Annotated in this window: 13 protein-coding genes; 3 read left to right on the forward strand and 10 right to left on the reverse strand. The window is 56.1% G+C overall.

What is annotated here, in order from left to right; all coding sequences use genetic code 11:
- Positions 1 to 198: 198 nt before the first annotated feature.
- The 7 genes from fbpC to cuyB all read right to left on the reverse strand — a co-directional run bounded on the left by fbpC (position 199) and on the right by cuyB (position 9,034).
- A complete protein-coding gene (gene fbpC / locus DDT56_RS13065; RefSeq protein WP_136166881.1) occupies positions 199 to 1,317 on the reverse strand; it encodes a ferric ABC transporter ATP-binding protein in 1,119 nt (372 codons plus the stop codon).
- A gap of 14 nt (positions 1,318 to 1,331) precedes the next feature.
- Positions 1,332 to 3,410: an ABC transporter permease gene (locus tag DDT56_RS13070; RefSeq protein ID WP_136166882.1), complete on the reverse strand. Its 2,079-nt coding sequence runs from the start codon at positions 3,408 to 3,410 to the stop codon at positions 1,332 to 1,334.
- 137 nt (positions 3,411 to 3,547) lie between these two features.
- The gene (locus DDT56_RS13075) at positions 3,548 to 4,579 is read right to left on the reverse strand and encodes an ABC transporter substrate-binding protein (protein ID WP_136166883.1); all 1,032 of its coding nucleotides are present in this window, start codon (positions 4,577 to 4,579) and stop codon (positions 3,548 to 3,550) included.
- Positions 4,580 to 4,607: 28 nt separating this feature from the next.
- Positions 4,608 to 5,915, reverse strand: coding sequence for an MFS transporter family glucose-6-phosphate receptor UhpC (gene uhpC, locus DDT56_RS13080; RefSeq protein ID WP_136166884.1), 1,308 nt, complete (start codon positions 5,913 to 5,915; stop codon positions 4,608 to 4,610).
- Positions 5,916 to 6,004: 89 nt separating this feature from the next.
- On the reverse strand, positions 6,005 to 7,579 hold the full coding sequence (locus DDT56_RS13085) for an MASE1 domain-containing sensor histidine kinase (protein ID WP_136166885.1): 1,575 nt from the start codon (positions 7,577 to 7,579) through the stop codon (positions 6,005 to 6,007).
- 3 nt (positions 7,580 to 7,582) lie between these two features.
- On the reverse strand, positions 7,583 to 8,212 hold the full coding sequence (locus tag DDT56_RS13090; RefSeq protein WP_136166886.1) for a response regulator transcription factor: 630 nt from the start codon (positions 8,210 to 8,212) through the stop codon (positions 7,583 to 7,585).
- A 105-nt stretch (positions 8,213 to 8,317) separates the two neighbouring features.
- Positions 8,318 to 9,034 carry a cysteate racemase gene (gene cuyB / locus DDT56_RS13095; protein WP_136166887.1) on the reverse strand — a complete coding sequence of 239 codons (717 nt, stop codon included), beginning with the start codon at positions 9,032 to 9,034 and terminating at the stop codon, positions 8,318 to 8,320.
- 219 nt (positions 9,035 to 9,253) lie between these two features.
- On the opposite strand from cuyB, the gene hypT reads away from it, so the two are divergent.
- Positions 9,254 to 10,144: a hypochlorite stress DNA-binding transcriptional regulator HypT gene (hypT, locus tag DDT56_RS13100; RefSeq protein WP_136166888.1), complete on the forward strand. Its 891-nt coding sequence runs from the start codon at positions 9,254 to 9,256 to the stop codon at positions 10,142 to 10,144.
- A 69-nt stretch (positions 10,145 to 10,213) separates the two neighbouring features.
- On the opposite strand, the gene DDT56_RS13105 is transcribed toward hypT, so the two are convergent.
- A complete protein-coding gene (locus DDT56_RS13105; protein WP_136166889.1) occupies positions 10,214 to 11,509 on the reverse strand; it encodes a dicarboxylate/amino acid:cation symporter in 1,296 nt (431 codons plus the stop codon).
- A 747-nt stretch (positions 11,510 to 12,256) separates the two neighbouring features.
- Between DDT56_RS13105 and flhA the strand changes: the two genes are divergently transcribed.
- On the forward strand, positions 12,257 to 14,413 hold the full coding sequence (flhA, locus tag DDT56_RS13110) for a formate hydrogenlyase transcriptional activator FlhA (protein ID WP_136166890.1): 2,157 nt from the start codon (positions 12,257 to 12,259) through the stop codon (positions 14,411 to 14,413).
- A gap of 99 nt (positions 14,414 to 14,512) precedes the next feature.
- Here flhA and fdhF read toward each other — a convergent pair whose 3' ends face one another.
- Positions 14,513 to 16,663 carry a formate dehydrogenase subunit alpha gene (gene fdhF / locus DDT56_RS13115; protein WP_136166891.1) on the reverse strand — a complete coding sequence of 717 codons (2,151 nt, stop codon included), beginning with the start codon at positions 16,661 to 16,663 and terminating at the stop codon, positions 14,513 to 14,515.
- Between the two features lie 38 nt (positions 16,664 to 16,701).
- Complete coding sequence (locus tag DDT56_RS13120) at positions 16,702 to 17,241, reverse strand: 4Fe-4S dicluster domain-containing protein (protein WP_136166892.1); 540 nt, start codon at positions 17,239 to 17,241, stop codon at positions 16,702 to 16,704.
- A 340-nt stretch (positions 17,242 to 17,581) separates the two neighbouring features.
- On the opposite strand from DDT56_RS13120, the gene DDT56_RS13125 reads away from it, so the two are divergent.
- Positions 17,582 to 18,283, forward strand: coding sequence for a lipopolysaccharide core heptose(II) kinase RfaY (locus DDT56_RS13125; protein ID WP_136166893.1), 702 nt, complete (start codon positions 17,582 to 17,584; stop codon positions 18,281 to 18,283).
- Positions 18,284 to 18,541: the final 258 nt, after the last annotated feature.

The following is an 18,541-nucleotide window of genomic DNA, read 5'->3' on the forward strand; positions in this document are numbered from 1 at the left end:
ATACGGATTAACAGTCCGCCGTTCTACCGACTGAACTACAGAGGAATCGTGTGAACGGGGCGCATCATAACGGGGTGTATCGCGCATGTCAAAGGCGGCGACCATATATTTGAACCGTTCGGCGAGAGAATGTGCAATCTGCGGTAATTTATCCCGCTGTCCGGTATCGGGCGCCCGCGCACCCGATACCGGCGCCGGCTATTTATTCGCCGGTTCGTTATCCGCCAGCACAAACATCCCGTAGGGGTGAATCTGTAAAAAGTAACTATCCCCCGGATTCGGCTGGAGCTGGGTGGCGTTGACCTGCAGCAGCAGGGATTGCCCGTGCCACTCCACCTGTACTTCGTATTGCGGCCCCATATAGGCGACCTGGGTAATGGTGCAGCGCTGGCTTTCCTCGCCTTGCAGGCCTAGGGTGATGGCTTCCGGACGCACGCCGACCGTGCATTCGCCCGCGCCCGCGGCGAACCCCGGCGGGCGCGGCAGTTTATAGCCGTAAATAGCCACGCTGTCATCGGCGATCGCCGCCGGGAAGATGTTGGCATCCCCCATAAAGCTGGCCATAAAGTGAGACGCCGGCTGGCGATACAGCTCCTGCGGCGCGCCCAGCTGCATGATTTTGCCTTTGTTCATTACCAGCACCATATCGGAAACCGCAAAGGCTTCGCTTTGATCATGGGTCACATACAGCGAGGTGATATTGAACTGCTGCTGAAGCTCGCGGATTTTCTCGCGCATGCTGCGGCGCAGGTTGGCGTCCAGGTTGCTTAGCGGTTCATCAAACAGCAAAACCTTGGGCTTGAGGATTAACGCGCGGGCCAGCGCCACTCGCTGCTGTTGGCCGCCGGAGATCTGGTCGACAAAACGATCGGCGAACCCGTCCAGGTCCACCAGCGCCAGCGCCTCTTTTACCCGCTGGTTAATCTCCGCCTTCGGACGCCCGAGCATTTTCAGCCCGTAACCAATGTTTTCCCCCAGCGACATATGCGGAAAAAGGGCGTAGGACTGGAACACCATACAGATGTCGCGCTGCTGAATGGAGCGTTCGGTCACATCTTCGTCGTCGATAAGGATGCGGCCTTCCGTCGGTTTTTCCAGCCCGGCGACCAGGCGGAGTACGGTGGTTTTGCCGCAGCCGGAGGGGCCGAGCAGCGTGACCATTTTTCCTTGCGGAATAGCCAGATTGAGGTCGTCGATAACGGTGTTGTGGCCGAAACGTTTGGTGACGTGCTTCAGTTCAACAAAGTTCTTATGACGGGCGCCCTGTGGGCCGGCGTTAAATGAGGTTGCCGTCGCTTGTTGGTTTACAGTATTCAAGGTAATCACTCCGCTTAGTCGCTGTTCTGGGCTTTGGAGCGGGAAACCCGCGCTTCGCCGATCAGGTAGTCGAACAGGAAAATAATGGCCAGCATCACCACAATCAGAATGGAGCCGTAGGCAATCGCCATGCCGTATTCGCCGTCTTCCACCCGGTTCAGAATGTAGGAGGTGGCGACCCGGGTGTCCGGCGTCACCAGAAAGATAATGGCGCTGACGGTGGTGACGGCGCGCACAAAGCTGTAAATCAGCGCCGACAGGATCGCCGGGCGCAGCAGCGGCAGCAGGATATAAAACACGGTGCGCATCGAACCCGCCCGCAGGCTGAGCGACGCCTCATCCAGCGATTTATCCAACTGGCCCAGCCCGGCGATCCCGGCGCGGATGCCGACGGGCACGTTGCGCATCACCATCGAGATAATCACGATGGCCGCGGTGCCCGTCAGATATATCGGCGCGTTGTTAAACGCCAGAATATAAGAGACCCCTGCCACGGTGCCCGGCACGGCGAAACACAGCATGGTGGTGAACTCGATGGTCTTCTTGCCATGAAACTGCTGGCGCACCACGATATAGGCAATCAGTAGCCCGAACAGCGCGGTGATTGGCGCGGCGATGCCGGCGAACAGCAGGGTATCGAGCATGGAGGGCCAGGCGCCTTCGCTGAAGCCCTGTCCGAACAGCTTGCTGAAGTTGGCCAGCGTCAGGGTGTAGTCGACTCCCCAGTTAACGGTGAAGCTGCCGTAAAAAATGCTGCCGTACAGCAGGAAGTTAAAGGCAATCCACAAATAGAGCAGAATACTGACGATCCACACCAGCGACACCGGCAGCGGCTGAACGTCCCCACGGTAGGATTTCCCGGAGATGGTGACGTAGGAACGTTTGCCGATCCACAGGTACTGGATACAGAATACCGCCAGGGAGAACAGCAGCAGGATCACCCCCAGCGTGCTGGCCGCCTGATAATCCAGCTGGGCGCCGACGATATAGAAATAGATCTGGGTGGCGAGAACGTCGAAGTTGCCGCCCAGCACCAGCGGGTTGCTGAAGTCCGCCAGCGACTGCACGATAACGATCAGGAACGAGTTGGCCAGCGCCGGTTTCAGCAGCGGCAGAAAGACGCGCCGAAAGGTCTGCCAGCGGTTGGCGCGCAGCGTGTAGGAGGCTTCCTCCAGCGACGGATGGATGGTTTTAATCGCCCCTTCGAGGATCATAAACGACATCGGGGTAAAGGCGAGAACCTGCGCCAGCCAGATGCCGGTAAAGCCGTAGAGCCAGTTGGTGTTGGTTAATCCGAACCAGTCGACCATCAGTTCGGTGACGTAGCCGGAGCGCCCCATCATCAGGGTCACCCCTAGCCCGACCACGAACGGCGGCGTAACGATGGGCAGGATGGAGAATACCCGGCCGATAATGGCGGAGCGCCGGGCGATGCGCGAGGTGTAGATGGCCAGCACCATACCGAAAAAGGTACAGCCGACGCCGACCGCCACCGACAGCATGAACGAATTGCCGATCACCTGTAAAATATGGGCTTGCTGCAGTATCTGCATAAACAGCAGCGGCGCGAACTCGCCGCTGCTGTTGGTGAACATGGGGATGAAAATGGCGATGCTGGGGTAAAGAATAAATACCCCGATCAGCGCAATGATGCCGACCAGCGAGCCAATAACGAACCGATCGCCGCCCAGCCAGTCGAGGCGCGACAGCGACAGGGTGATGATGGCCCCCAGCGCGATAAACAGCGGGATGGTGGCGTAACCCATGCCCCGTCCTTCAAGGGCGGAGCCGATCACCACGAAGAGGGCGCAGAACAGCGCGTAGGCCGCGTCAGCGCGATGCCGCCCGCGCCGTTCGCGGCCGGCGGCCGCCAGCGGGCGAAGCAACAGGCCGAGCGGCAGCGCGAACCACAGCAGGCTGACATTCAGGCTCGACCAACTGTAGGCCTCCAGCAGTTCATCACGCGAGACGTCAAACAGGCCGTAATCCAGGCTCCAGGCCGGCAGCAGCAGAAAGGAGGCCGCTATCAGCGCCAGCCACAGAAAGATGGGGTCTCGTTTGCGCGGCGGCGCCAGTGTTATGGTGTGTGACATGATGGATTCCCTGGTGTTGTCATCATTCATTAAGCGGGATTGTTATTAGTATTTAATGACGTCGTGCCGGCGGATAAGCCGATGGCGGCGGCCCTGCCGTTTGCGCTTTATCCGCCGGGCATTTACCCCATAAACGGCTATTTCCCCATTTTTACTTCGTTAACCCATTTGGAGATCAGCTCTTTACGCACGTCCGCCGCGCCGTATTTATCCATGTCGTAGTTGATCAGCTTCAGGTCCTGCAGCTTCAGCGACAGCGGCGACGTCTCGGCGGTGGTGTTGGTCAGGATCTGGTAGGACTGGCCTTTCTTCCAGGAGAGCTCCTGGGCCTCTTTCGATAAGGCCCAGTCCACGAACAGCTTGGCGTTATCCAGATTACGCGCGCCTTTCAGGATGCTGACCCCGCCGATTTCATAACCGGTGCCTTCACAGGGGGAAACCAGCGTCAACGGCGCGCCTTTCTCTTTTTCCAGCGAGTAGTCATGCAGAAAACCGATGCCGATGGCGGTTTCGCCGCGGGCGGCGTTGCGCGCCGGGGCGATGCCGGATTTGGTGTATTGCGAAACGTTGGCGTTGAGTTTTTTCAGGTAATCAAACGCCTGAGCCTCGCCCCACAGCTGCGAGAAGGTGGCCAGCGCGGTATAGGCGGTGCCGGAGCTTTGCGGATCGGCGACCTGGATTTCGCCTTTGTAGACGGGATCGGTCAAGTCCTTCCAGCATTGCGGCACCGGCAGATTTTTCTCTTTCAGGCGATTGGTATTGACGCCAAAGCCCAGGATCCCCACGTACACGGCGGAGGAGTAGTTGCCCTTGCGTTTGGCCGGGTCGCGGAACTGCGGCAAAATATGTTGCAGATTGGGTGACAGATAAGGTTCAAGCAGATCCATTTCGCCGGCCTGAGACTGCGGATCCAGCGTGCCGCCGTACCAGACGTCCGCCTGGGGATTTCTTTTCTCCGCCTCGACCTTCGCCAGCGTACTGCCGGAACTGTTGCGGATAAACGAGGTTCTGACGTCATATTTTGCCCCGAACGCCTTGGCTTCCTCCTCGCAGAAAGCGTTGGTGGCGCTACAGTAAATCACCAGGCGTCCGGCGGCCTGCGCGCTGGTCGCGGCGGCGGCCAGCGTCAGCCCGGCGGCAATCAGAGAGGTAAGGGTAGTCAGTTTCATTATGTTTTCCTTTCTTAGGGTATTGAGGTTACAGCGATTTCAACGTTTCCCGCTGGCTGATGCCCGCCATCAGCAGCGGCATCAGCAACAGCCCGATGCAGGCCGACGCCAGCGCCAGCAGGGTGAAAAATCCGGACCAGCCGGCGTGGTGCAACACCTGGGCCAGCGGCCAGCCCGCCAACGCCGCGCCCAGATAGGCGAACAGAGCCAGAAAACCGGTGACGGTGCCGGCCGCGTCCTTATGGCTGTACTCGGCGGCCGCCAGGCCGATCAGCATTTGCGGGCCGAAAACGAAAAAGCCGATGCTGAAAAAACAGGCCGCCAGCAGCGGATAATGATGCACCGGCGCCAGCCACAGCGCGCTCATGGTCAGAAACAGCCCCAGCGCGAACAGCAGGATCATCGGAGCGCGCTGGCCGCGAAACAGCAGGTCCGATCCCCAGCCGGCAAACAGCGCGCCGGCCAGGCCGCCCAGTTCAAACAGCGACAGCGTGGCGTTGGCGCTGAGCAGGTTGAAACCGTGGCTTTCCGCCAGCCAGATATTGCCCCAGTCATTCAGGGCGATGCGGATCAGGTACACCAGAATGTAGGAAACCCCCAGCAGCCAGATGGTGCGGTTGCCCAGGATCGTCTCCCGCAGGATTTGCCGCATCGGCATCGGCGGGCTTTGCTGTTCCTGGCGGATTTCCAGCGCGTCGCGCCGCCATTGGCCGACGCTCGGCAGCCCCTGTTGCTGCGGCTTGTCGCACAGCTGGCGGCACAGCCACAGCCCAATCAGGATGCCGATGATGCCCGGCACCAGCAGCGCCGCCTGCCAGCCCCATTCCGCGGCCAGATAGCCCGCCAGTAAGGGCACCGCCGCGCCGCCGATATTGATCGAGGTGTTCCAGCACCCCCACCAGAAGCCGCGCTCGTTACGCGAATACCAGCTGGTCAGCAGTCTGGCGCACGGCGGCCAGCCCCATCCCTGAAAGAAGCCGTTCAGCGCCCAGACCAGCAACAGCCCGCCGAGCGACTGGCAAAACATAAACAAGATGTTCAATATGCCGGTGATCAGCAGCCCGACGCCCATAAACCAGCGTACCTGACTGCGATCGCACACCATGCCGGAGATAAACTTCGAGGCGCCGTAGCACAGGTAAAACAGCGTACCCAGCAGGCCGATATCGTCTTTCGTCAACCCCAGTTCCAGCTGCATCACCGGCATGGCGAAATTGACGCTGCGCCGGGTCAGATAAAAGGTGGCGTAGCCGATAATCATCGATATCAGCAGGCGCGGCCGCCAGTAACGGTAGCGCTGGCTGATTTGTGTCGCTGAAAGCGTGGTTGCCTGCATGGGTATCTCCGTCACATTGAGGGAAGAGTAGGGGGAAGAAAGAGAAAAGGGATGAGATAAGGTTGTAGGGCATTAGGAATAATTCCTAGTTATCCGGCCTTTTGTTTAAATTTTGTGGGCAGGTTAACAATTATCCGCGTCCCCATCGGGCGCGCCGTTTCGTCGGCGGCCGAAGAATGGTTTCTGGCCTGAACCTGCCAGTTGCCGCCCAGGGCGCGTACCCGTTCTTCTATGCCGCGCAGGCCGAAACCGTCGGTTTTGTGCGGCGGGATGCCGATGCCGTCGTCGGTCACTTCCAGGGTGATCAGATCGTTGCGCCGGTAGAGCGCCACCGCGATATGCCGGGCAGAGGCGTGTTTGTTGATGTTGTTGAGCAACTCCTGCACCAGCCGGTAAAGGGTAAAGATCACCACATCGTCATAAGCCTGCTGCGGCAGTTGATAATCCAGCTGGAAGCCGATGCCTCTGGCATTGAAGGCGAACTCATCCGCCAGATGGCGCAGGGCTTGATCCAGCACCATTTCATTCAGCACCGGGGGGCGTAGCCGGTGCAGCAGTTGCCGGGTGGTGTGATGAATCCGCTGGGACAGATCGCTGATTTGCCCGGCGGCATGCCGAACGGTTTCCTCCGGCGTACTGTGCTTGACCAGCATGGCCTGAATCTGGATGGCGGTAATGTTCTGCCCGATATCGTCATGCAGCTCGCGGGCGATCTCCTTGCGCACCTCCTCTTCGGTATGAATGATACGCTCCATCAGCCGACGGCGGGTTTTCAGCTCCTGCTCCAACTGCTGGCGGTAGCGTTGCAGGCGCTGCGCCAACTGCTGCTGGCGGCTGATGGCGATCCCCAGCCCGATGCCCAACAGCGCCTGGGTGGACAAGAACAGCTCCAGTTCGCGCAGGTCGTTGAAGGCGCCGCTGACCTGACGGGTGATGGTAATCATCAGGCTGCCCAGCACCGCGGAGAGCACCCCGCCTTGCCAGCCGAATTTGTAGGCCATCACCACGTTCGGCAGGAAAACGAAAATGATCAGCAGGCGCTCCATTTCCGGAGTAAAGGTGATTTGCAGACAGACGCCGATCGAGAAAAACAGCGAGCACCAAATCAGCAGGGAGGTGCGCAGCGGCGGATCGGGGATCGCCTGCGCCAGCAGGGTTTGCAGGTGCTGCTGCTTGATGTACTCATGGATCAGATAGGTAAAGGGAATCAGCAGCACGCCGCCGGTAAAGGTCGCCAGTAGGGTCTGGGTCAGCTGCGTATCCAGCCAGGGGCCGATAAACATGCCGTGCAGCATGCTGTTCAGCGTCAGGGCGGCCAGCAATAACAGCAGCCGCTGCCAGTAAAGGGTATATCGATGCCAGATTTTATGCGTCAGCGCCGCCGGTAGCAGACTCAGCCAGGGTGAGAGCAGCATTAGCCGCCGGGTCAGCAGCTGTTCGCCGATCAGCCAGCCCTGAAGCGCCGTTTCCGTCAGCAGGAGGGTCGGCCAGTATTTGCGCGGCAGCAGGATCATCAGCGCCAGCCGCAGTCCCTGCGGCAACAGCAGCGTCGCCTGTTGGCCGTTATTGCTCAGATAGAAACTGATTGTCCACAGCGCCAGCCAGCTCAAGCCGTAGAAAAAGCCCAGAAACAGCATCATGCCGGCGGAACGCAGGCGGCGCATCGATCAGTTTCCCGGCAGCAGCTGGTGCTGTAGGGCGAAATGCACCAGCTCGACCGTGCTGGCGCACTGTAGCTTGCCCAGGATATTGGCCCGGTGGACGTGCACGGTTTTGTGGCTCAGCGCGAGCCGTTCCGCAATATTCTTTACGCTTATTCCGTTGATCAGCAGGGTAAATATTTCCCGCTCGCGCGGCGTCAGCGCCAGCAGCTCCCGCGGCAATTGCTGCTGGTGGCGTATGGCGCGCAGGGCGTCGGCGCACAGGTATAACCCGCCGCCGCTGACGGTGCGGACCGCCTGCACCAGCTCCTCAGGACCGCAGCGTTTGGTGAGATAACCGCCGGCGCCGGCGTCCAGCGCGCTTTGCACAAAGGCGCTGGTGTCATAGATGCTCAAAATAATGGCGCGAAAGCCGGGGCGCTGCCGGCGCAGGCGGGCAAGTAAACTCAGGCCGCTTTCATCCGGCATGGCGATATCAATCACCGCCACGTCAATGGGCTGTTTGAGCAGGTGAGGCCATGCCTGCGCCGCGCAGGAATACTGCCCGATGATCTGAATATCCTTTTCCAATGTCAGAAGCTGCGCAAAGCCAGACCGTACAACGATGTGATCGTCTATCAGCGCCACATTAATCATGCTGTTCCACGCTAATTCAAAGTCATCAAAACGTAATGATGAGCAGTAATACGGGCGCCCGCAACAGCAGGAAATAAAAATGGAAGCGAGTTAACACTATCTTACTTAGGCCGCGGCCTTATTCCCACGGATCGGCGCAAAATACCACTCGACGGTTTTTTTGATCAGCGCTTCGGTGGCGTCAATATAGTTTTCGGGGGCGTGTTTGATCTCCTGTTGCAGAATAAGCGGCAGCTCGGTGCAGCCCAGAATGATTTTTTCGACGCCGCTCCGCAGCAGGCGATCTTTTATTGGCGTTAACAGGCTATGCGCTTTTTCCGCGTCGCCCGACTTATATGCATAAATGCTTTCCATCACCGCGCTTTGCTCCGCCGCCGGCGGAATATGGCAGTCAATACCGCTTTCCGCCAAATGGCGCTGATAAATCTGCGCCTTGATGGTGGCGGTGGTGGCCAGCAGTCCGACGTTGGCTATTTTCTTATCGCGAATAACCTGACAGGCGGCATCGATAATGCTGATCATGTCGACACGGCTATGCAACTTTAATTCGTTGAACCAGTAATGTGCGGTATTGCAGGGAATAATAATGCACTCGGCGCCGGCATTTTCCAGGATCTTCATATACTGAATCATTTTTTCCAACGGCGACGCGCTATGGTCGAGAATGCATTGGGTTCTGTCAGGAATATCCGGAATGGAAACCGCAATCATCGGGATATGATCCTGGTCGCGGTAGGCCGGGGTGTTTTTTATCAGCTTTTGCATGGCGTCAACGGTGGCGCCCGGTCCCATGCCGCCAAGAATACCCACTAAACGGTTCATGCTGTTCCCCATAGGTTTTTGAATCTGAAGGAATACTCTCACGTATCCCTGAGTTTTACGTCGCCGCGTTGTCGGCCGCGACAGCGATTACTTTGGGTATATTGGTGAGGAATGTGAATTGCTAAATCCCCATGCGCTATGTATGATTTGCATAGCACACGGCATCCTTATGCTTTTCTTGGTTTTAACCGCGCGGTAAAATAGAATCGGTGAAATTACATGCTTAATAATATCGAAACCAAATGGCTTTATGATTTTATCGCGCTGGAGGAGTTCCGCAGTTTTACCGTCGCCGCCGAAAAACGAAATATCTCTCAGTCATCATTCAGCCGTCGTATTCGCGCGCTGGAAAGCGCCATCGGTTTTGATATCTTTGACCGCAGCTCCTCGCCTTTGCAATTAACCGAACAGGGTCGCGTTTTTCACGCGCATATTCGCAATACGCTGGATGATTTGGAATATCAGCTGAATAAACTGCACGGCGGCAGTAATTATAAAAATAAAATAACGATCGCCGCCGCGCATTCGTTATCCATTTTTATTATGCCGGAGTTGCTCAAAGGGGTGCCGGAGACGCAGGAAAAGATATTTTACGTCGAATCCATTGATGTGGATGAGGCGGTGTTGAATCTTAAAGAGGGACGGAGCGATTTTATTTTCTCTTTTTACAATGAAGAGCTGATGTCCGAGCCTTTTATGCATGAGAAAATACTGGAGTCCCGTCTTTATCCGGTCTGCGCCTGTGATAGCGCGGGCAAACCGCTGTTCGATATCAACGCGCCCTCCGTGCCCTTGCTGAACTACACCGACAGCAGCTATATGGGGCGCCAGGTAAACCGCTATCTCGCCAGCATCGACAGCGATAAATTCGCCATTACCTTTGTCTCTTCAATGAGTGATTTGCTGAAAAGGATGGTCAGGCAGGGGTACGGCATCGCCTGGTTGCCGGATTATTCGATTCAGGAAGAGCTGAAAAATAAAACGCTCGCCATCATCAATATGGAGCATGCGGTTATGCGCATGGGCGTCTATATTTATCGCCTCGATACCCGGTTGAATATGGCCTCGGAGAAGTTCTGGCGTTATCTGAAAAGCCTGAGTCAGCAGTAAATTCGGGCGCTGAAAAGAGTATGGCGGCCGTAAGGCCGCCATATCCAGAGGATCCAGACGAACGGTTAATTACCGGTTCGCATTGGCCTCCTGATAGACAATTTCCGCTTCTTCTTCCTCCTCCGGTTCGCCAATGCTGTTCTCCAGTTTGGCGACGACGGCGGTGGAGATGCTGTTGCCGATGACGTTGGTGGCGGTACGGCCCATATCCAGGAACTGATCGATACCGATAATCAGCAGGATACCCGCTTCCGGCAGGCTAAACATCGGCAGCGTGGCGGCGACCACCACCACCGAGGCGCGGGCGACGCCGGCCATCCCTTTACTGGTGATCATCAGGGTCAGCAGAATCAGGATTTGCTGCGTCACGCTTAAATCAATGTTGTAAGCCTGGGCGATAAACAGGATCGCAAAGGACTGATACATCATTGAACCGTCAAGGTTGAACGAGTAACCCAGCGGCAGCACAAAGCTGGTTATTCTCTTCGGCACGCCGAATTTGGTCAGCGCTTCCATGGTTTTCGGATAGGCCGACTCGCTGCTGGCGGTGGCGAAAGCCAGTACGGTCGGTTCGCGGATCAGTTTCGCCAGGGTGAAAATGGGTTTACCGAGGAAAGCGTAGCCAACCAGGAACAGCGCCGCCCACAGTATCGCCAGACCGAGGTAGAACTCGCCGATCAGCTTGCCGAAGTCGTAAAGCAGACCCAGTCCCTGGGTGGTAATGGCGGACGCGATGGCGGCGAACACCGCAATCGGCGCCAGGCTCATCACGTAGTCCGTCACGCGGAACATGACCTTGGCCAGTTCTTCGATCATCGATGCAATCGCCGTCGCGCTTTTGTTCTTGTTTTTCACGTAGGCGAGCGCTGAACCGAAGAACAGCGAGAAGACCAGGATCTGCAGAATTTCATTGTTGGCCATGGCTTCCACGATACTTCTCGGGAAGATGTGGCTGATAAAGTTCTTGAGCGTAAAGCCGTCGGTGTTCAGGCCGGTGGCGACGTGCGCCGCCGTGGCGGGAACTTCCAGATTCATACCGCCGCCGGGCTGGAAGAAATTAGCCAGCACCATGCCGATAAGCAGAGAAAGGAAAGATGCGGTGATAAACCAGGTCATGGCCTTCAGGCCAATACGTCCGACCGCGGAAGAGTTGCCCATGCTTGCCAGGCCGGAAACCAGCGTGGAGAACACCAGCGGGGCAATGATCATCTTGATCAAACGCAGAAAAATATCGGTAACCATGTTGAAATAAGAGGCGATTTCCTTTGCTCGCCCGCCATCAAGATATTGATGACAAAGCCATCCTATTAATATCCCTAATAAGATAGCGACGACTATCTGTATAAGTAACTTCTGCCTTTGCATATAAACCTCATGTTGGTGAATAGATTCAGACAACACACAGTATTATTACAGCGTGGGAAACGATGCGTATTCCTTGAACGCACTGAACCAGCACCCTGACTGTTATTGGGGATGTCGTGTCTGCCTGCCCGATATTACATTGATTCTGATTTTTTGGCGTTTTTTTCTATGTGATGAGATGCATATCATGGCAATTCAATGCAAAAAACGCATGTTGATAACGAAGTTATGACGATGACGGATGTGACATTGATGCGCCGGTTCGGGAGATTTTTTATCAAATACATAAAAAACAAAAAGATAGCCTATTCTGTTCCCGTGGTTCATCAGCGACTTACCGTGTTATCAGATTTACTTATAATAATAAGGCTATTAACAATAAATAGAATTTTGTACGCACGGCGCGCTCTGCGAGGTCAGGCAGTGCCGAGAAGAATATTTGTATTTCCAATGATAAATAAAAGTGATTTTTATGTTAATTAACGACTGCGATTACGCCATGGCGATGATTTCTGATATTCGGCAATATGAATTAAAATAAAATCCGGCCGGCGGCGATTTATTGAAAGTAAAGTAAGCAAAAGGTTCTTATAAATAATTCTTATTATTATTTTAGGGCGGCGCAAGCTGTTATTCATGGCGGCTAACCCCGGTTCAGATCAATCTATTGACGCGGCAACGTAGGATTCCCGCCAGTTAATCCCTACACTATTCACCTTATTGGTTATGGATTTTATTGCGGTGATTATGGCGATACAACTGACGGATTCTCCATCACGGCTGTCCATTCTGTGGCAGGACGCCTTGCTGAAAGTGTCGCAGACACTGTTGCAACAACGCAGTATCGATGCCGTGTTACAGGTGCTGGATAGCTTATCTTTTTCGGTGGTGCGCTTTGGGCGGGTCAATCTACTGTTGATCGACCCGTTGCATAATCAGACCTTGTTTTATCGCCGCGACCGCGAGGCGAATAAAACCCACTGTAGTGAAGAAGCCCTGCTGTTATTGGATGGCCCCGGCGGCACGGTATGGCATACCCATATGCCGCTGCACTGCGACCAAGCCCGTTTCCGGCGCGATTTTCCCCATCTTGGCGATCAACCCGCCTATGCCGGGCTCAGCGATTATTGCCAACTGCCGTTACTGACGCCGCACCGCGCATTGGGGGGCGTCGAGTTTATCAAAACCGACGGCAGCCGGTTCGACGACAGCGAGATTACTTTTTTCCAGGCGCTGTCCGCGGTAATTACGCTGGTGCTGGAGAACATCGGCGAACGAGAGCTGGCCCAGCGTGAGGAAGAGAAACTGCGCCATGAGCGCGACCATTTCCGCATTCTGGTCGATGTGACCAATACCGTTATTTCCAAGCGGGAGCTGAAAGCGCTGGCGCAGGAGGTTTCAAAGGAGATCCACCGTTTTTTCAATATCGACTTTGTGGCGCTGGCCTTACGGGATGACGACGATAAAACGCTGAAGTATTACGCCACGCATTACCTCGCCGGGCATGCGCCGCGCTCAGGCGCGGGAGCGCTGGATGTGGCGGAAACGCACGCCGCCGAAGTGATGCGGACTAACGAGGCGATGCTTATCGATAACGGCGAGTCCGCTGCGCGGCCGGGGCGGCCGCGTTATCTGGCGCAGTGGTTCGACGGCGAATTACAACATGCCTGCCTGCTGCCGCTGGCGTTCGGTAATCGCGTACTGGGGGTTCTGGAGCTGGCGCACCACCGCGACCTGTCGGTGCGGGATGCGGAAATGAAATTGCTGCGCCAGATTGCGTCGCGTATCGCCATTGCGCTGGATAACGCGCTGGCCTATGAGCAGATTACCCGTCTGAAAGACAGCCTGATTCACGAGAATGTTTATCTGACGGAAATGCTGACCGAACGGACGCAAAGTGCGGAAGGCGACGCCTTCGGCGAAATCATCGGACGCAGCGCGGCGATCCGTCAGGTGCTGGAGCAGGTGGAAATGGTGGCCGGCAGCGACAGTACCGTGCTTATTCTGGGGGAAACCGGAACCGGGAAAGAGCTTATCGCCCGCGCCATCCATCGCCTGAGCCGGCGTCAGAGCAAGCGCATGGTGAAAATGAACTGCGCGGCAATCCCCGCCAGCCTGTTGGAAAGCGATCTTTTCGGCCATGAGAAGGGCGCTTTTACCGGCGCCAGCCATCTGCGACAGGGCCGTTTTGAAGTGGCGGACGGCAGCACGCTGTTTCTGGATGAAGTCGGCGATATTCCACTGGAGCTGCAGCCCAAACTGCTGCGCGTATTGCAGGAGCGGGAGATAGAACGGTTGGGGGGCAGCAAAGTGATCCCGGTAGACGTGCGGCTGATCGCCGCCACCAATCGCGATCTGCAACAGATGGTGGCCGATAGGGAATACCGCAGCGATCTCTACTATCGCCTGAATGTCTTTCCTATCGTGATACCGCCGCTGCGCGAAAGGCCGGAAGACATTCCTCTGCTGGCGAAGTTTTTTACCCGCAAGATTGCGCGCCGGATGAACCGCACCATTGACAGTATTCCCTCTGACATGCTGCGTCAGCTGAGCCGGCTCCCCTGGCCGGGGAATGTGCGCGAGCTGGAGAATGTGATTGAAAGGGCGGTGATCCTCACCAAGGGCTCCACGCTGAATTTGCAGCTGGCCGAGTTGCAACACCACCTCTCTCCGCTGGAAACGCCTAAACCCGCTGCGCCGCCGGCGGCTCCCATAGCGGAAGATAATGAAGATAATAAAGAAGAGTCGGAACGCCAGCGGATTATCCGCGTGCTGAAAGAAACCAACGGTATTGTCGCCGGACCGAAAGGCGCGGCGGCAAAGCTGGGGTTGAAGCGCACCACGCTGCTGTCGCGCATGCAGCGTATGGGGATCTCGGCTAAAAGCATCGAGCGCGTGGAGTGAATGTCATTCCCTCCACGTTTCCGACAAGCGCTGAATAGAACGCCGTTTTAATAGCCGCTCCCGTTGCGGATAGCGGCCGGGATCGCCGGCCGCGCGGGGTTAATTCACTTCCTCCGCGGTTTTGCGCAGATGGGCTTTCAGCTGGCTGTATTCCTGCTGGACGTAGTTTTCCGCCCACTGCTGGTTGTCGATCGCTTCCAGTTTCACCGCGCAATATTTATATTCCGGGGTTTTGGAAATCGGATCGAGGTGGTCCAGCGTCAGCTCGTTACAGGCGCCAATCCACCATTGATAGGTCATATACACCGCGCCTTTATTGACCCGCTCGCTGACGGCCACGCGGCTTATGACCTTACCGCGCCGTGAGGAAATCCAGGTCAGCTGCTGATCGCTCAGTCCCAGTCGTTCGGCGTCTTCAGGGTTGACCTGAACGTAGCCGGGTTCGTCCGCCAGCGTTTGCAGCGCGCTACAGTTACCGGTCATCGAACGGCAGGAGTAGTGGCCGACTTCACGCACGGTGCACAGCACCAGCGGATAACTTTCATCCACCAGCTCCATCGGCGGCCGCCACTCGGTGGCGAACAGCAGGCCTTTGCCGCCGGGACGGGCAAACTGGTTGCCTTCGTACAGCCACGGGGTGCCGGGGCTGTCTTCGGTGGCGCACGGCCACGGCACGTAGCCCAGACCGGCCATTTTCTCGTAGGTCGCCCCGTAATAGAGCGGGCATAGCTGGCGCATTTCGTCCCAGATTTCCTGGGTATCGTTGTAGTGCATCGGATAACCGAGCGCGGTCGCCATCAGGCTGATGATTTCCCAGTCGGGCTTGACGTCGCCCTGCGCGTCTACGGCTTTGTAAAAACGCTGGAAACCGCGGTCGGCGGCGGAATAGACCCCTTCATGCTCTCCCCACGACGTCGCCGGCAGAATAACGTCAGCCACCGCCGCGGTTTTGGTCATAAAGATATCCTGCACGATCAGCAATTCCAGTTCGTTGAACGCCTCGCGCATCATCGACAGATCCGGCTCGGTTTGCAGCGGATCTTCGCCCATCACATAGTTGGCTCTGATCTTTCCTTCTTTAATCTTGTGCGGCACGTCGGTAAGGGAATAACCGACCTTGTCCGACAGTTCGGGCACGCCCCAGGCCTGGGCGAATTTATGGCGGATTTTCTCATCGGTAACCGATTGATAGCCGGGGAACATATCCGGCAGGGCTCCCATATCGCAGGCGCCCTGAACGTTGTTCTGGCCGCGCACCGGACCGACGCCGACGTTCGGCCGCCCCAGGTTGCCGGTCAACAGCGCCAGCCCGGACAGGCCCTTGACAACATCCACGCCCTGGCCCCACTGACAGACGCCCATGCCCCACAAAATGGTGGCGGATGGGGCGGCGGCGAACATGCGCATCGCCTCGCGCACCAGTTGGGGAGAGAGTCCTGTGATATCGGCGACATAGTCCGGGGTGTATTTGGCGACGATGCGGCTGTACTCCTCGAATCCTTCCGTATGGCGGGCCACATACTCCTTGTTGTAAAGGCCCTCATTGATCAGCACGTTGGCAAAGGCGTTGACCAGCGCCATATTGGAGCCGTTTTTCAGCGGCAGCCAGAGATCCGCGATGCGCGCGGTTTCGATGCGGCGCGGGTCGCAGACAATGATTTTGGCGCCGCGTTCTTTGGCTTTCAGGATGCGGCGGGCGACGATGGGGTGCGAATCCGCGGCGTTATAGCCGAATACCAGAATACATTCGGTATGCTCGATTTCGCAGATGGAGTTGCTCATCGCCCCGTTGCCCAGCGTAACCCGCAGACCGGCGACGGAAGGGCCGTGGCAAACGCGGGCGCAGCAGTCCACGTTGTTATTGCCGGTAACGGCGCGGGCGAATTTTTGCATCACATAGTTGGTTTCATTGCCCGGACCGCGGGAAGAGCCGGTGTGCATAATGGCGTCCGCGCCGTACTTCTCTTTAATGTCTTTCAGACGGGAACTGGCGAACGCAATCGCCTCATCCCAGGAGACCGCTTCAAACGGCGCGCCTTTCTGGCGTCGAATCAGCGGTTGTTTCAGCCGGGGCGTCAATAGCTTGGTGTCGTTAAGGAAATCCCAGCCGTAATAGCCTTTCAGGCACAGCTCGCCTTCATTGGTGACGCCGTTGGCGCCCTCGGCGCCCACTACCTTGCCGTTTTCCACCAGCAGGTTAATTTTGCAGCCCGACCCGCAATAAGGGCAGACGGTGATCACTTTTTGCATGATGATTATTCTCCTTCAGCGTACCTTGACGGCGCTATTCAGAACTGCATTCCCGCGGCTTCATCAAGCGCCGCACGCCGTTGTTTTTGTTGGATCATGGCCTGAATATCATCACGGCTGATCATCCGTAATGCTTTTGTCGGACAGACCTCAACGCACGCCGGCCCTGCCGCGCGCTTATCGCAAAGATCGCATTTCTGCGCTTCGGCTTTTATACAATTACCCAACATCTGATAATGGCTGATTCGGGCCACAGGTTTACTGATCACGGTCATGGCGCCGTAAGGGCAAGCCACAACGCAGGTCTTACAGCCGATACATTTTTCCTGCTGCACCTGAATACAGTCGTTCGCATGGGTGATGGCGCCATTGGGGCACACGTTGGCGCATGGCGCATCCTCACACTGGCGACACTGAATCGTGGTGCTGATATTCAGTCCCTTAACGACCTTGAGGCGTGGTAAAAAGTTTTCTGGGGATAATGCGGCCTTACCGTCGCTGTGGGACAGCGCACAGGCGACTTCGCACGTGCGACAGCCAATACATTTCCTGGAATCTGCAATAACGAACCGGTTCATGACATCGTCTCCGACCTGAGTTCAGGTGAAAAAAGCGTTGTGTCGACATATCGACGCGGCGACACATCGCCGCCAATAAGCAGGCTTTGTGCCAATAACGATATTGCGATTTTAATGTGTTGAATATTAATGAGTTATTATTGTTCTTTATCGTGACGCATGACGTGAATGTCAAGGGTGACGACGACAGGAACGCTATTTCGGCAGATTTGACGAAAAAAATATGATGTCGCTCAAACAATAGGAGCCAGAAAGCATCAATGGCAATTTATGTCAAAAAACTGTCACACTGAAGCGTATATTCCGCCTGGCGCCACCAATAGTAACGTCAGGTATTGTTATGTCGGAAACCATAATCAAAAGAGAAATAAAAGGCTTTCATGTTTATGAAAAGTCTCGCTGTGGAACCTATATCCGAATTTTAGCTGATTTTGGCGCGGGCAAAATCGGCTATAAGTTACTTAACAGCGGCAGCGAAGAGCGCAAGGTCTATTTGATTGAGGTTAAGGGAACCAAATATGTGCTGAAGTGGGAGCGGGAGTTGGATCCCCGGCTGGAGAAACGCCTATCCCGTTTTATCTTCGGTCCGTATTACTCCAGATTAATGTACCGCGTGGCCGTGGCGCGCGAACAAGGCTGTACCAAAACGGCGGATATTTATGCCGTCGCCGAAAAGGTCAGACACCGCGAAGCGGTGGAAACCTACATCCTGGCGGAATATGTGGAAGGCAGGCCGCTGGCTGAACTGGGCGATTTTTCGCCTTATAAAGATGAAATCAAAGCCTGCGTGGAAGATTTGCACGGCCATCGGCTGGCCTCCAACGATATTCATCCCGGCAATATTATTCTCACCGACAACGGACTGCGTATTATTGATTTGTCGGACGCCGGCAGTCTGTCGATTTGTCAGGTGAACGATGCCTTTGCCTTGAAAAAATTCTATGACATCGATTTAAGAATCAACAACGTTATTTATTATCTTATCGGCCTGCGCAATAGATTTCGTGATTTCTCCAGAAAGCTACGCGGTAAAAAACATTAGTCACAGTCATATTGCCGCCTGGTGGGCCCTGGATGTTGCGCCGGCTGGGTATGCCGGTAATAAGTTGACATGAAATTGCGCTAACCACCCTCATTTTATCTATTCTTGCCTATAATTTATTTATCCCCGGTACAGGGGAGGCACGCTGACTTTTATTAACCAACCTCTGGGTATCTCGGCTCTTTTGTTGCACGACTTCTGAATCGGGCGTTCCGATACGCCTGAGGGGCTTGTCGATGCGCGTCGCCGGGATGGCAC

The sequence above is a fragment of the Brenneria corticis genome, from assembly GCF_003115855.1.
Lineage (GTDB): Bacteria > Pseudomonadota > Gammaproteobacteria > Enterobacterales > Enterobacteriaceae > Brenneria > Brenneria corticis.

Bases quoted from the DNA above. Each gene is read 5' to 3' on its own strand.
- DDT56_RS13120 (WP_136166892.1), bottom strand. From the start codon at position 17,241: ATGAACCGGTTCGTTATTGCAGATTCCAGGAAATGTATTGGCTGTCGC.
- cuyB (WP_136166887.1), bottom strand. From the start codon at position 9,034: ATGAACCGTTTAGTGGGTATTCTTGGCGGCATGGGACCGGGCGCCACC.
- flhA (WP_136166890.1), top strand. From the start codon at position 12,257: ATGGCGATACAACTGACGGATTCTCCATCACGGCTGTCCATTCTGTGG.
- fdhF (WP_136166891.1), bottom strand. From the start codon at position 16,663: ATGCAAAAAGTGATCACCGTCTGCCCTTATTGCGGGTCGGGCTGCAAA.
- DDT56_RS13105 (WP_136166889.1), bottom strand. From the start codon at position 11,509: ATGCAAAGGCAGAAGTTACTTATACAGATAGTCGTCGCTATCTTATTA.
- hypT (WP_136166888.1), top strand. From the start codon at position 9,254: ATGCTTAATAATATCGAAACCAAATGGCTTTATGATTTTATCGCGCTG.
- uhpC (WP_136166884.1), bottom strand. From the start codon at position 5,915: ATGCAGGCAACCACGCTTTCAGCGACACAAATCAGCCAGCGCTACCGT.
- DDT56_RS13075 (WP_136166883.1), bottom strand. From the start codon at position 4,579: ATGAAACTGACTACCCTTACCTCTCTGATTGCCGCCGGGCTGACGCTG.
- DDT56_RS13070 (WP_136166882.1), bottom strand. From the start codon at position 3,410: ATGTCACACACCATAACACTGGCGCCGCCGCGCAAACGAGACCCCATC.
- DDT56_RS13090 (WP_136166886.1), bottom strand. From the start codon at position 8,212: ATGATTAATGTGGCGCTGATAGACGATCACATCGTTGTACGGTCTGGC.
- DDT56_RS13085 (WP_136166885.1), bottom strand. From the start codon at position 7,579: ATGCGCCGCCTGCGTTCCGCCGGCATGATGCTGTTTCTGGGCTTTTTC.
- DDT56_RS13125 (WP_136166893.1), top strand. From the start codon at position 17,582: ATGTCGGAAACCATAATCAAAAGAGAAATAAAAGGCTTTCATGTTTAT.